This window comes from Bacillus sp. BS98, assembly GCF_008432245.1.
In the GTDB taxonomy this organism is placed as follows: domain Bacteria; phylum Bacillota; class Bacilli; order Bacillales; family Bacillaceae_G; genus Bacillus_A; species Bacillus_A toyonensis.
In genome coordinates, this window is the sequence record NZ_CP043830.1 from 779,386 (window position 1) to 791,740 (window position 12,355).

15 protein-coding genes and 1 riboswitch are annotated in these 12,355 nt (G+C 35.7%); of the genes, 5 read left to right on the forward strand and 10 right to left on the reverse strand.

Annotated elements, in window-relative coordinates; all coding sequences use genetic code 11:
* Window positions 1-101: 101 nt before the first annotated feature.
* Both F0362_RS03980 and F0362_RS03985 read left to right on the forward strand, forming a co-directional pair.
* On the forward strand, window positions 102-956 hold the full coding sequence (locus tag F0362_RS03980) for a patatin-like phospholipase family protein (RefSeq protein WP_000892699.1): 855 nt from the start codon (window positions 102-104) through the stop codon (window positions 954-956).
* Window positions 957-1,083: 127 nt separating this feature from the next.
* Window positions 1,084-1,287, forward strand: coding sequence for a hypothetical protein (locus F0362_RS03985; RefSeq protein WP_000432816.1), 204 nt, complete (start codon window positions 1,084-1,086; stop codon window positions 1,285-1,287).
* A gap of 245 nt (window positions 1,288-1,532) precedes the next feature.
* Here F0362_RS03985 and F0362_RS03990 read toward each other — a convergent pair whose 3' ends face one another.
* From F0362_RS03990 to F0362_RS04005, 4 genes are all read right to left on the reverse strand, one after another.
* Entirely contained in the window at window positions 1,533-2,528 is a 996-nt protein-coding gene (locus tag F0362_RS03990) for an ABC transporter permease (RefSeq protein ID WP_001054978.1), read from the reverse strand.
* Entirely contained in the window at window positions 2,512-3,999 is a 1,488-nt protein-coding gene (locus F0362_RS03995) for a sugar ABC transporter ATP-binding protein (protein ID WP_080326600.1), read from the reverse strand. The genes F0362_RS03990 and F0362_RS03995 overlap by 17 nt, the downstream gene beginning before the upstream one ends.
* Window positions 3,996-5,108, reverse strand: a complete 1,113-nt coding sequence (locus F0362_RS04000; RefSeq protein ID WP_000732072.1) for a sugar ABC transporter substrate-binding protein — start codon at window positions 5,106-5,108, stop codon at window positions 3,996-3,998. The genes F0362_RS03995 and F0362_RS04000 overlap by 4 nt, the downstream gene beginning before the upstream one ends.
* An 88-nt stretch (window positions 5,109-5,196) precedes the next feature.
* Window positions 5,197-5,302, reverse strand: a riboswitch (SAM riboswitch).
* 91 nt (window positions 5,303-5,393) lie between these two features.
* Window positions 5,394-6,695, reverse strand: coding sequence for an NCS2 family permease (locus F0362_RS04005; RefSeq protein ID WP_000482720.1), 1,302 nt, complete (start codon window positions 6,693-6,695; stop codon window positions 5,394-5,396).
* Window positions 6,696-6,897: 202 nt separating this feature from the next.
* Here F0362_RS04005 and F0362_RS04010 point away from each other — a divergent pair, with 202 nt between their 5' ends.
* The 3 genes from F0362_RS04010 (at window position 6,898) to F0362_RS04020 (ending at window position 8,949) form a co-directional block, all read left to right on the forward strand.
* Complete coding sequence (locus F0362_RS04010) at window positions 6,898-7,764, forward strand: SDR family oxidoreductase (RefSeq protein ID WP_001136297.1); 867 nt, start codon at window positions 6,898-6,900, stop codon at window positions 7,762-7,764.
* Window positions 7,765-7,832: 68 nt separating this feature from the next.
* Complete coding sequence (locus F0362_RS04015) at window positions 7,833-8,594, forward strand: L,D-transpeptidase (RefSeq protein ID WP_000756371.1); 762 nt, start codon at window positions 7,833-7,835, stop codon at window positions 8,592-8,594.
* Between the two features lie 103 nt (window positions 8,595-8,697).
* Window positions 8,698-8,949 carry a hypothetical protein gene (locus tag F0362_RS04020; RefSeq protein ID WP_000834196.1) on the forward strand — a complete coding sequence of 84 codons (252 nt, stop codon included), beginning with the start codon at window positions 8,698-8,700 and terminating at the stop codon, window positions 8,947-8,949.
* A gap of 33 nt (window positions 8,950-8,982) precedes the next feature.
* On the opposite strand, the gene F0362_RS04025 is transcribed toward F0362_RS04020, so the two are convergent.
* From F0362_RS04025 to F0362_RS04050, 6 genes are all read right to left on the reverse strand, one after another.
* Window positions 8,983-9,198 (reverse strand): DUF1540 domain-containing protein, encoded by a 216-nt coding sequence (locus F0362_RS04025; RefSeq protein ID WP_001115393.1) that lies wholly within the window; start codon window positions 9,196-9,198, stop codon window positions 8,983-8,985.
* A 72-nt stretch (window positions 9,199-9,270) separates the two neighbouring features.
* Entirely contained in the window at window positions 9,271-9,726 is a 456-nt protein-coding gene (locus F0362_RS04030; RefSeq protein WP_000738448.1) for a thioredoxin family protein, read from the reverse strand.
* A gap of 12 nt (window positions 9,727-9,738) precedes the next feature.
* On the reverse strand, window positions 9,739-10,158 hold the full coding sequence (locus F0362_RS04035) for a disulfide formation protein C (protein ID WP_000532269.1): 420 nt from the start codon (window positions 10,156-10,158) through the stop codon (window positions 9,739-9,741).
* Window positions 10,159-10,322: 164 nt separating this feature from the next.
* A complete protein-coding gene (locus tag F0362_RS04040) occupies window positions 10,323-10,571 on the reverse strand; it encodes a YhdB family protein (protein ID WP_001195459.1) in 249 nt (82 codons plus the stop codon).
* Window positions 10,572-10,688: 117 nt separating this feature from the next.
* Window positions 10,689-11,198, reverse strand: coding sequence for a PCYCGC domain-containing protein (locus F0362_RS04045; protein ID WP_000761017.1), 510 nt, complete (start codon window positions 11,196-11,198; stop codon window positions 10,689-10,691).
* A gap of 45 nt (window positions 11,199-11,243) precedes the next feature.
* Window positions 11,244-12,353, reverse strand: a complete 1,110-nt coding sequence (locus F0362_RS04050; protein WP_000840374.1) for a GerAB/ArcD/ProY family transporter — start codon at window positions 12,351-12,353, stop codon at window positions 11,244-11,246.
* Window positions 12,354-12,355: the final 2 nt, after the last annotated feature.

Below are 12,355 nucleotides of genomic sequence, written 5' to 3' on the forward strand. Positions count from 1 at the left end.
GCCTTTTGAATATAATTTCTGAAAGAACTCATATATAATAGAAAAAGATACTTAACATAGTGAATAATTAAAGAGTCAATATATATAGAGGAGAGAGTAACATGCTTGAAAATACGGGGTTAGTATTAGAAGGCGGCGGTATGCGTGGTGTATATACGGGCGGGATATTAGAATATTTTATGGAACAAGATTTATATTTTCCATATGTGATTGGTGTCTCGGCTGGTGCTTGTCATGCAGCGTCGTATCTTTCCAGACAAAGAAATAGAAATAAAACAGTCAATATTGATTATGCATCACATCCACAATATTTATCGTATAAAAATTTGTGGAAAAAACGTCAACTATTCGATATGGATTTCATTTTTCATGAAATTCCAGAAAAGCATGTGCCGTTTGATTTTGAAACATACTTCAATAGTCCAGAGCGTTTCCTTGTAGGGACAACAGATTGTGAAACAGGGCAATCTGTTTATTTTGAAAAAGAAGGAACGAATGATGATGCGCTAAATTTATTACAAGCGTCTAGTTCATTGCCTTTCATTGCACCAGTAGTAAATTACCGCGGTAAGCAATTGTTAGATGGCGGGATTTCTGATCCGATTCCAGTTCGTAAAGCGCAAGAAGACGGATTTAAAAAATCAGTCGTTATTTTAACGAGAAATCATGGTTACGCAAAGAAAAAATCAAAGTTTGGATGGGTTGCAGCGAAAGCTTATAAAAAATATCCGAACCTTGTTAACACGATGCTGAATCGTTATGAAGTGTATAATGAAACACTTCACTACATTGAAAAAGAAGAACAAGCTGGGAATTTATTTGTTATTCGCCCAGAAGTGCCGCTTCAAGTAGATCGTATGGAAAAAGATACAGCAAAATTACAAAGTTTATATGAGCAAGGCTATGAGGATGCAAAGAGACAATTTGCAGATTTACAGGCGTTTTTGCAAAAATAAATATTAGGCTGCGGAGAAGAATTTCTCTGCAGTCTTTTTTATTAGTGGTTTCAATACCGAATGTTGGTTATACAAATTTTCGGAATATGGTATAATATGGATAAAGGTATGTAGAGAGGTGATACATATGGAAAATGTATATAAAGGACTTAGACATACTGGATTTACTATGTTGCTTATTTTTGGTGGTGTATTTTTATTTCGTTTGCTCATGCATGATGAAATGTTATTAGATCAGCTTATTGGTTTTAGTATAGGAATGGTAATGATTATTTCATCAGTGTTCATTCAAAAGTATAGTAAAGAATTACAGGTAAATGAGAAATATTAAAGGTTTCTAACCTCTTTTAAGTAGTTTGGTCGTAGAGGAGGTTTTCATTTCTTCTATTATTTATGTATTTAATAATGGAATGGGAGAGCTGATGATAGCAATTTTCTTAGGTGTTATAGCAATAGCGAACGGTCTTCTGCTCCTTGCGTTGAAAGTAGTTCGTGTGATTGTTGCAAAAGGAAAGTAGCGCATCGAATTCGATGCGCTACTTTTTATCCCGCTATTTGCCCGTAAAAGCCTTCACTTTATTTACGCTTCTTTTTAATAAATGAAAAGGCTAAAGCAGCAATTAAAATACTGCCTTTAATGATATCTTGTGCATAATAAGGAACGTTCATCATTGTAAGGCCGTTTAATATGATCCCGATTAATACGGAACCAAGAAATGTTCCGATGACATTTGGTTTCTTAGCACCGAACATTGCATAACCGATATAGGCAGCGGCAACTGCATCCATTAATAATGGGGCGCCAGCTGAAACTTGTCCTGTGCCAACGCGGCTACATAGAATAATTCCGCCAATAGAGGCAAGTAAACCGCTAATCATATAGGCATATACACGGTAACGATCAGTAGGAATACCAGCTAGTCTAGCAGCTTCTCGATTCCCACCTGTCATATAAAAGAAACGACCGTACGTTGTTTTTTCTAAAAATACATATGCAATCAAAACGACAATAAGCATGATAATGACAGGGACTGGAATTCCTAAGACAGAACCTTGACCGATAAATAAAAAGGATGGAATAAAATGTCCTTTGGCACCAGACATTCCTTCATAAATAGAAGATCCTTTTGAAAATGTTAAGTGTAGTCCATTCACGATATACATAATACTTAATGTAGCTAGTAAATCTGGTAGTTTAATTCGGATAACGAGTAGTGCATTTAATAATCCAACTAATAGCCCACAAAGAATAGGAACAAGGAGTGTGACTAATAGTTCTTGTCGATATAAAACGAGACAGGAAGCGGCTGCAATGGTTGCTAAACTAGCGGTAGAGCCGACTGATAAATCAAACCCATCTACAATTAATGTAAAGGTAACACCAATTGCAAGTAACGTTACGATAGAAATGGAGCGTAAAATATCACTAATATTGTTGTACGTTAAAAAAGAATCGTTGACGATAGAGAAGAAAATTGTAACACCTATAATGATAGCAATCGTACTAAATTGATAAAAAAGATGAGTAGGTAAATATAGTTTCTTAGTTTTTGTTTTATGAACGAGATTCAATGGAATAACTCCCTTCAGATAAATGTAAAAGCTGTTCAGGAGATAGTTCGTTTGGTAAGTATTCACCTACAAATTCTCCGTTTGCCAGTATAAGAATGCGATCAGCGATATGTAGTGCTTCATCTTGTTCTCCTGTGAAGTAAATTACGGAACTCCCGTTTTCAGTAATGTTACGAATGAATTGAAAAATGTCTTGTTTTGCAGCTATGTCTACACCTTTAGTTGGCTCGTCTAAAAGAAAGAGATTCGGTTTGAATCCATGCCACTTTGCAATCGAGACTTTTTGTTGATTTCCACCGCTAAGTGAATGAATAAAGGCTTTTGGGTCATTCGGTGAAATGCTGAAAGAAGAAATTGCCGCAGTAGCATTATTTAATTCGGTTTGTTTTCGTCTCCAACCTGATTGGTGTAAATTCGTGTGGCTTATAATATCTTCCGAAAGAAATACGCCTTGTTTTCTTCTTTCTTCTGGTACAAGTGCGATTTTCGCTTTAATCGCATCTCGCGGTGTTTTAATCGTTATATTTTGACCGTTTATTTCTGCGTGATAAGTATGATGAGCACCAAATAACGTTTCAGCAAGTGTTGTTTTGCCACTGCCAATTAATCCGTATATCACAACAGTTTCACCTTTCCGTACGGTGAGAGAAAGGGGAGAATGGTTTTTGTGTAATGGAAGTTCTTGTACTTTAAAGAATTCTTCGTTCCCTCGTTTTGGTGCTGCATTAATAGGAAGTGTAAGTTGTTTTCCAGTCATCGATTCTACAATTTGTTGATCTGTAACCTTTGTAATCGCATCAGAAAGTGCGACTTTACCATTATGTAATACAGTTACATCATCCGCGAAATTTCGAATCTCTGATAAACGATGAGAAATTAAGATGATGCCAATTCCTTTTGATGTTAAATCTTTTAATAGTTGCCCGAAGGTTTCAATTTCTTTCGGTCCAAGAGAAGAAGTAGGCTCATCTAATAAAAGATAATTTGTATTGTTGGATAAAGCTCTTGCGATAAGAAGTAATTGTTTTTCATGTAATGAGCAGTTTGAAACATCTTCAAAAATATTTAAATCAGCCTGTACAGTTTGCAAATGTTGTTTAGCGAGTGCGACTAATTTTGACTTTGAAAATAGTACTTTATTTTGCATTGCTAAATGATCGATAAGTACATTTTCTAATACAGATAATCCCGGAATAAGTCCGTGGTCTACTTCTTGTGTTACGAAAGAAATACCGTGCTTTTTTGCATCGCGTGGCGAAGGAAAGGAAACAGACTGATTATCAATTTTTATATCGCCAGCAACTGGTTGAATTTCACCAGTTGCTATTTTCAGTAGAGTACTTTTCCCAGCACCGTTCATTCCTAGTAGGGCATGAACATTTCCTTTTTGAATATGGATAGAAACATCTTCTAGAACAGGTGTAGCGGCATGATAAGAATGTGTAATGTTTTGAAGAGAGAATGTCATCATTTTTTCTCCTTCTCTAATTTTTTCATCCAAGGAGAATACGCATCTTTCGAGTCTCCCCAACCGTTTATATGTTTTGATAATTGATCCATTGTTATATTTTCTTTTGGTAAACTATTTTTCTTTACTAAATAAGGTTCTAGTGAATAAATATCTGGCGTTTGTTCACCGGCAATTTTTTTGTATAAGAATCGTACTTGAACTTTCCCTACTTCAGCTGGATCCGTTGCAGCCGTAGCAGACCAAGGTGAGTTTTCTTTTTGCATAAGTTGTAAATCTTCATTACTTAAGTCAATGCTGTATACTTTTATATCTGTACGACCAGCTTGTTCAAGTGCTTTAACAGCTCCTTTAGCAAACTCATCCCACGAAGCGAAAATGGCTTGTAAATCTCCTTCTTTCGGATATTTTTTTAGTAAAGCTTCTACTTGTGTTTGTGTATCAAGTGGTGTGTTATTACTAGCAGTACCGAATCGCGCAACTTCTTTTATATTTGGATACCGTTTATAAAAAGCATCAATGATAACGTTACGACGTTCCATTGGAGCAAATCCGCCAACCCATACGACTGCGATATTTCCTTGTCCATTCAAATCTTCTGCTAACGTTTTTAATGATTTCCATGCAAGACTATAGTCATCTTGATCAATAATCGTTACACCTGGTAAGCGTAGATCGTTATCAAACGCGACTACGGGAATGTTCGCCTGTAACGCTTTTTCTACCCCAGGTTTTAATGCTTCAGATCGGCCATGATCAATTAAAATACCATCCACTTTTGAATTAATAGCAGTATCTAAATTTGCAGCCATTTTTGCTAAATCGTTATCAGAATTGTAGACTTGTACACTACCGCCAAATAGCTCGACTTGTTTTTTGACGCCCTCAATATATTGAGAGGAAAAAGTTCCGATAGACATTTGCATAATTAATGCGATTTTTAATGGCTTTTTTATTTGCTTTGGAATTTCTGTTTGTAAATGATTTTCAACTGTTGTAGTTACTTTTTTCACCGTTTGTTGCTTTTGTGAAGAGATAGCATCTTGTTCATTTGTACAAGCCGTCAATGTAAGTAATAGAAAAATAAGTACGATGGAACACAATTTTTTCATAAAAAAATCCCTCCTAAACTAAGAAGAGAGGGGAGGGAGTGAAAATAAAAAACGCCTTTTCATATAGAAAAGACGTCTTATCATATTACTCTTATCTTTCAACACAACGTGTTGTAAGAATTAGCACCGTGCCCATAAATGGGTCGGTTGCCGGGCTTCGTAGGGCTCATCCCTCCACCTGCTCTTGATAAGACATCGAATATTTAACTATTTTGAATTATTCCATGATTCTGTACAGTTGTCAAATGTTTTTTGAAAATAAAAAATCCCTCAGAAAGAGGGATTTTAATGTGGTAAGAATATCAATTGATAAGCGAACAAGATTCCGAATACATACACAAGTGGGTGAACAGAACGGAATTTACCTTTTGCCACTTTCATAAGTGGGTATGAAATAAATCCAAGTGCGATACCTGTTGCGATACTTGATGTAAGTGGCATGCTTAAGATTACTAAGAATGCTGGGAATGCTTCATCAAATGAATCCCAATCGATGTGGCGAACTGAACCCATCATAAGACTACCAACGATAATTAGTGATGGTGCAGTAATAGCTGATACACCAGATACAGCGCTCACTAATGGTCCAAAGAAAGCTGCTAATGCGAATAGAACAGCTACTGTAACTGTTGTTAAACCAGTACGGCCACCAGCTGCAACACCAGCAGAAGATTCAATGTAAGCTGTTGATGGTGTTGTTCCGAACATAGAACCGATTGTTGCTGAGAATGAGTCAGATAGAAGAGCTCGTCCTGCTTTTGGAAGCTTTCCGTCTTTCATAAATCCACCTTGTTGCGCAACGCCAAGTAGTGTACCTGTTGTATCGAATAGTGTAACAAGGAAGAATGAGAATACAACGCCGTATAATCCGTAGTTAATTACATCAGATACAGCAGTAATTGGATTTGATACGATAATACCTTCTGGTAATCCAGGCATTGATGTAACACCGTTTGAGAACGTTAATTGTCCTGTGAAGAAAGCGATAAGACCAGTTAATAGCATGCCGATAAATAGCGCACCATTTACATTTAAAGACATAAGGACAATTGTAATTCCAAGTCCAGCTAATGCTAGTAGAACTGGAGCAGAGTGAAGATCACCAAGTCCAACTAAGTTTGCATCGTTTTTTGTAACGATACCTGTTAAACGTAAACCGATAAAGGCGATAAATAGTCCGATACCAGCAGTAATTGCGTGTTTTAAGTTTTCAGGAATGGCTTCCATTAATTTTGTACGGAAAGATGTGAATGATAACAAAATTAAAATCATACCTGCTACGAATACAGCAGAGAATGCAATTGCGAAAGTCATGCCTTCATGAGCTTTTACAACAGAGTAAGAGAAGTAAGCATTTAATCCCATACCTGGTGCAATTGCGATTGGTAAGTTTGTAAAGATCGCCATAAATAATGTTCCGACAACAGCAGCGATAATTGTTGCTGTAAATGCTTGTTCAAATGGAACACCTGCATCCCCAAGGATGACAGGGTTTACGACAATGATATATGCCATTGTTAAGAAGGTAATAATACCTGCCATAATTTCAGTTTTAATAGAAGTTTTATGTTTTGAAAGGTTAAACATATAAACATCCTTTCTGTTTACGAATAATTTTCACAACAGTTATATATAATATTCGTTTTTTAACTATTTTGCAATAGTTTTGTATAAAAAGTTTACAACAATTCATATTTTGTGTCTTAAATTCGAATATTAATCGTAAAACTATGTGTGAATTGTAGTTTTTTATTGTGCACATGATAAGGAAAAGGAGCTGAAGGAAGTTATGCCACAGCAAAAAAGCTTTTTAACAATGCCAGCCCAACATCAAAATAAACAGCCTGGTATTGAATCATTAATGAATCCACTTCCGCAGTTTGAAGATCCCAATTATAAGGGAAGTGAAAAGTTAAAGGGGAAGAATGTGTTAATTACAGGGGGAGATAGCGGGATTGGACGAGCTGTTTCCATCGCTTTTGCAAAAGAGGGTGCAAATATTGCAATTGCTTATTTAGATGAGGAGGAGGATGCGAATGAGACGAAACAACGTGTTGAAAAAGAAGGTGTAAAGTGTGTATTACTACCGGGAGATTTAAGTAATGAACAACATTGTAAAGATATTGTGGAAGAGACTGTTTCGCAGTTAGGTGGTTTAAATATTGTTGTGAATAACGTCGCACAGCAATATCCGCAGCAAGGACTAGAATATATTACAGCAGAACAGCTAGAAAAAACATTCCGTATTAATATTTTTTCTTATTTTCACGTTACGAAAGCAGCACTTTCTCACTTCAAACAAGGGGATGTCATTATAAATACGGCGTCTATCGTTGCATATGAAGGAAATGAAACTTTAATTGATTATTCTGCAACGAAAGGAGCTATCGTTGCTTTTACAAGATCTCTCTCTCAATCGTTAGTGCAAAAAGGAATTCGTGTAAATGGTGTTGCGCCAGGCCCGATTTGGACACCTCTTATTCCATCGAGCTTTGGTGAGAAGAAAGTGTCACAGTTTGGAAGCAATGTTCCGATGCAAAGACCTGGTCAGCCATATGAATTAGCACCAGCATACGTATACTTAGCATCGGACGATTCATCTTATGTTACGGGGCAAATGATACATGTAAACGGGGGCGTTATCGTAAATGGATAGTTTTCATTTATAAGAGCAAAGTAAAGCTAATTGCATTTATTATGATGTTAGTGCTAGGGAGGATTTAGATGAAAAAAGTATTGTTTATCGTAATCCTATTTTTCTGCCTACCAGCTAGCGTTTTTGCTAATACAGATCATTTAATATTAGTTAATCTTACGACGAATCAGCTGTCTTTCTTTGAAGAAGGAAACTATACGAGAACGTTTCCGATAACGACTGGAAGAGATCGTACACCTACGCCAGAAGGTAATTTTTGTATTATAACTAAATATAAAAATAAAGAATACCATCGAAAAAAGATACGTGGTGGTGCACCAAACAACCCTCTCGGTACGAGGTGGCTTGGACTAGATAAAAAGGAATATGCGATTCACGGGACAAATCGGGAATGGACGATTGGAAGTAGGGAATCAAATGGTTGTATTCGCATGCATGACAAGGATATACAATGGTTATATGACCGAGTACAATTACAAACAAAAGTAATCATTTCTCGTTTTCATATGAGTCCGGAATATGAGGCAAATACACTTGGTTATCGTGTTGTGAGTTGGAATGGTCGTAAAGTAGAAGAAGAGCAAATAGGAATACTTACGTTAGTAGATCGCGCGGATATATATTGGCAAGAACCGAATGGGCAGTTAACAAAAGTGAAAACGGTATTGCCGAATGAAAGATATACGGTGTACTCAAAACGAAAAAATGGAATATATTATATAGGAAACAATTTGTATATTGTAGATGAAACAGGAGAAAAAATTCGTTACGAGCAAATTCCTACTTCGACTTTAAGTAATATATATAAACGGAAATACAATGTTCCGTAATAGCTACCGTTTTATAGGCGGTAGCTTATTTCTACTTGGAGTTTAACTGCAACTATTGTATTTTGCTGAATATAATACAATACAGATAGGGGGCGGTTACATTATGAAAAGCGAATTTGCATTTAAAGTTTTCTTAGTAACGACCTGTTTATTCATTGTGTATTTGTATGCGTTTCTCGTCTTTTCCTTTTATGTTCCATATGTTGATTTAATATTGTTCTTCGGATTTATTTGGGCTTTTGTAAAAGCAAGGGAAGGAGAAAAGAGTATATATAGGCGCATTACCCTATGTGGGACGGTTGTCCTCGTTATTTTGTACTTTTTTATCATGCATGATTTTTGGAGGGGAATGTAAAAAAGCATACGATTCATCGTATGCTTTTTATGTTTAATATTTTGGTTTAAATGTATGGCAACAAGTTTCTACACTCGTTGCTACAGAGCTTTCTAACGTCTCGTTTGTTAAAACCGCGCTTGTATACGAATCATTTTCAGTTTGACCAGCTTCATCTGCATCAGGCTGAACGATGATAGCACTTGCTTGACAAAAGTTACCTTGTCCCCAAAATGAGCAATTGGAAACAGAGCATTTTACTTCTGGCATAAAACCCCCTCCTTATACATTAGTGTGAGGTTTTACGCCCATTTCATGTGTAGAAGGAGTTTCCTTTTCTCGTTATTTCTTCGTTTGCTCAAGCCATTCTTTTAATTTGTCTTTCGATTGTTCGCCGCTAATACGGCTCACTTCTTTACCATCTTTAAAATGAATGATTGTTGGTGTACCTTGAATTTTATATTCATCCCAAGGAGCATCTAATTTTTCAATATCCATAACTTTCATATCAACATTCAAGTCTTTAGCCATAGGTACTACGACAGGAGATAATTTTTGGCAATGAACGCAAGATGTTTGATAAAAGTATACTGTTTCTTCTTTTTTCTCTTTTAAATTCTTTTGGAGATCTGAAAGAGAGATTTTATTTGTGTAGTAGTCAGCACCATCTGTTTGACTACCAGTAGCATTATCAATTTTTTGGCTAGTTGAAGCATTTTTTTCTTCCATTTGTGTGACAGCGAAAATTGCTACAAACAAGGCAATAATAATACCGCCAAATATAAGCATTTTTTTCATTCTTTCATCTCCTTATTTGTTTTTGATTACGATAAAGCTACAAACAGCGATTGTGATAAAGCCGATAAGTGCTAAAAACGGGATGGTCACAAAGCCGAACCAGTTTATGTATTCTCCCGTACAAGGTACGCGGCCGCAAGCTGCCCCAGCAGCTGAAAATGCTGCGATTTTTTGAATTGCATAGTGATATAAAGAAATACAAGCACCAATACTTGCGATTGGTAAAGAATAACTTGCAATGCGATAGTCTTTCTTTACGACAGCGATACCAAGCCATAAAACAAATGGATACATAAAAATACGCTGATACCAACAAAGGACACAAGGCTCAAATTTCATGATTTCGGAAAAGTATAGACTTCCTAATGTAGCAATAAATGAAGCTCCCCATGCAGTAAGTAAAGCATATTCTTGCTTTTTTTCTCGTCCCATATTTTATACCTCACTTATAATAGTTACATACTAAATTATAGTATGAAGTAGTAGGGAAAAGAAAGAAAAAATATGTTTATCAATAAAAGTTTTATAAGGAGAAACATTTATTGATATCAACATTTTAAAAAGCGCCATTCTCATAAAGAGAATAGCGCTATATTTTACATTTGAATTTGCTCTACTTCTTCTACATGTGACTTTTGAGATGCGTGGTCAATATATTGAAATAGGAGCTGCAATTGTTTATCAACTTCTGGTAGCTCTTTACTGTATTGATAAGCATGTAAAAAATGCTCAATACGCTTAGAAAATAATTGATCGTTCGTCTGAACCATGAGAACGAGTAATTTATCCCAATTACAGCAATACGTGTAATAGAGAGCTTTATCATAGTCGTTATATGTTTGCACTGTGTACCCTCCTTACCGAGAGTTATATATAGTGTGTGATAAGTAAGGAGAAATACACTTGAAAGAATTTGTTAAGAAAAAAAGTGAATGAAAAAAAACGAGGTATTTCCTCGTTTTTTAAGCTTTTGGCATTGGCGTAGGTGTTGGTTTGCCATAGCCTTCTTTGTATTTATTGTCAATATAGTTACGAATTTCAAGCGTTGATTTTCCTTTTTGTTTCATCGTAGCTGATTTAACTGCGATTTCTAGGCAATTGACGCAAGTCGTTGCATGGGAATCCCAAACAACTTCACCATTCTTCTTAATTTCACGAATAAAGCAATTTTTATTGTTTTTATGTCCTACACTTTCACCGCAACCGCAGTAACATGGAATCCAATCTAATAGCTCTGCATTTTGTCCAGCGACAGTGTAAATGTCTTTCATTTGTGGATCAAGCTTGTCTAGGAAGGCAGGAAGTGTGTCGACTCCCTTTGTTTTTTCTTGAATGTCAGCTTGCTGCGTGTGCGATGCATGGTCATGCTCTTCTTTTGATTCAGATGATTTTTTTTCATTTGTACTAGTAGCTCCACATCCAGCAAGAATTAAACTCAGTACTGCAAGTAAAGAAAATACATATTTCTTCATACGCTTGTCCCCTTTACACATGTATTAATCAAATTGTATCAAATATCATGGTGTGTCGGGTGAAGATTCTTTCGACTTATTTTTGAAGCGCCACCGCAATGAATGGAATAGAAATAAGACTGGGATATAAGCGTATACAATATATAAACCAGCTTGAGACAGTACTGTATTCAATGTATTGATACTTTCGCGGTTTGTGAAATACAAGGATGAAATAAATATAGTTGCGATAAAAAATGGCAGTGTAATGTTAAATGGTATGCGAAAAGATTTCTTAGTAATGCAACAAGAAGACCAAATCGTTAAACAAAGGTTAGGTAAAATAATTAGATACCATAAGAAAATAATAATGTACTCAAACCTTTGGATAAAAGGAACCTTAATTATTTTTAGCATCGTTAATGTTGGCCAAATTGTATGATGTAGTTGCCCTTGGCTATAGTACATAAGGGACACAATCGCTAATATTACGTATAGAATGGTTGTAAAAGCAATACCGCTATGTGCCCATTTATTTAACGATTTTCCTTTTTTAATAAATGGATAAAAGATAAGGATTGCTTCAAATCCAAGAAATTCTAATGCAGATGCTTTCGCTGAAGTTAAAATGTCTAAAGGTGAATGAGCGAGAATTGGGAAAATGTTACGGACATGTGCGTATTTCATTGGGAAAACTAAGAAAAGTAGTACGAAAATCGGTATTATGACACCCCAAAAACATATTCCTGTTACAGAACGAAAGCCGCCTCTAATTATGTAATAAGTTACAAGTAAAAATAGTAAAGTTAATTTCCACGGTTTAATTGTAGGAAAGACCCAAACTTGAATGACTTCAATATATGTACGAAGAACAGTAAGACAAAATAATAGAAGGTATGCGGCAAAACATACGGAAAAAAATGTTCCAATCCACTTTCCAAAACATGTCGTATGAATATTCATTAAATCATTATCTTTTTCTAACATTTTAAGCATACAAAATAAAACGATATGAGTTGCAATACCAGCGATAATAAGAGAAATCCAAGCATCATAACCGGCATATTGCGCAATAATTCTTTGGTACCCTAACACACCTACTCCAATTTGAAGGGAGTGTAATAGAAGGAATGTGAAATAAGGGGAAACAGTATGTGTTTTATCTTGTTCAGCCATTA

What these genes read in the sequence shown, in the direction of transcription:
- F0362_RS04030 (WP_000738448.1), bottom strand. Translation starts at nt 9,726, where the DNA reads ATGAAAAAAATGCTTATATTTGGCGGTATTATTATTGCCTTGTTTGTA.
- F0362_RS04050 (WP_000840374.1), bottom strand. Translation starts at nt 12,353, where the DNA reads ATGGCTGAACAAGATAAAACACATACTGTTTCCCCTTATTTCACATTC.
- F0362_RS04045 (WP_000761017.1), bottom strand. Translation starts at nt 11,198, where the DNA reads ATGAAGAAATATGTATTTTCTTTACTTGCAGTACTGAGTTTAATTCTT.
- F0362_RS04005 (WP_000482720.1), bottom strand. Translation starts at nt 6,695, where the DNA reads ATGTTTAACCTTTCAAAACATAAAACTTCTATTAAAACTGAAATTATG.
- F0362_RS04020 (WP_000834196.1), top strand. Translation starts at nt 8,698, where the DNA reads ATGAAAAGCGAATTTGCATTTAAAGTTTTCTTAGTAACGACCTGTTTA.
- F0362_RS04025 (WP_001115393.1), bottom strand. Translation starts at nt 9,198, where the DNA reads ATGCCAGAAGTAAAATGCTCTGTTTCCAATTGCTCATTTTGGGGACAA.
- F0362_RS03995 (WP_080326600.1), bottom strand. Translation starts at nt 3,999, where the DNA reads ATGATGACATTCTCTCTTCAAAACATTACACATTCTTATCATGCCGCT.
- F0362_RS04010 (WP_001136297.1), top strand. Translation starts at nt 6,898, where the DNA reads ATGCCACAGCAAAAAAGCTTTTTAACAATGCCAGCCCAACATCAAAAT.
- F0362_RS04035 (WP_000532269.1), bottom strand. Translation starts at nt 10,158, where the DNA reads ATGGGACGAGAAAAAAAGCAAGAATATGCTTTACTTACTGCATGGGGA.
- F0362_RS04015 (WP_000756371.1), top strand. Translation starts at nt 7,833, where the DNA reads ATGAAAAAAGTATTGTTTATCGTAATCCTATTTTTCTGCCTACCAGCT.
- F0362_RS04000 (WP_000732072.1), bottom strand. Translation starts at nt 5,108, where the DNA reads ATGAAAAAATTGTGTTCCATCGTACTTATTTTTCTATTACTTACATTG.
- F0362_RS03980 (WP_000892699.1), top strand. Translation starts at nt 102, where the DNA reads ATGCTTGAAAATACGGGGTTAGTATTAGAAGGCGGCGGTATGCGTGGT.
- F0362_RS03985 (WP_000432816.1), top strand. Translation starts at nt 1,084, where the DNA reads ATGGAAAATGTATATAAAGGACTTAGACATACTGGATTTACTATGTTG.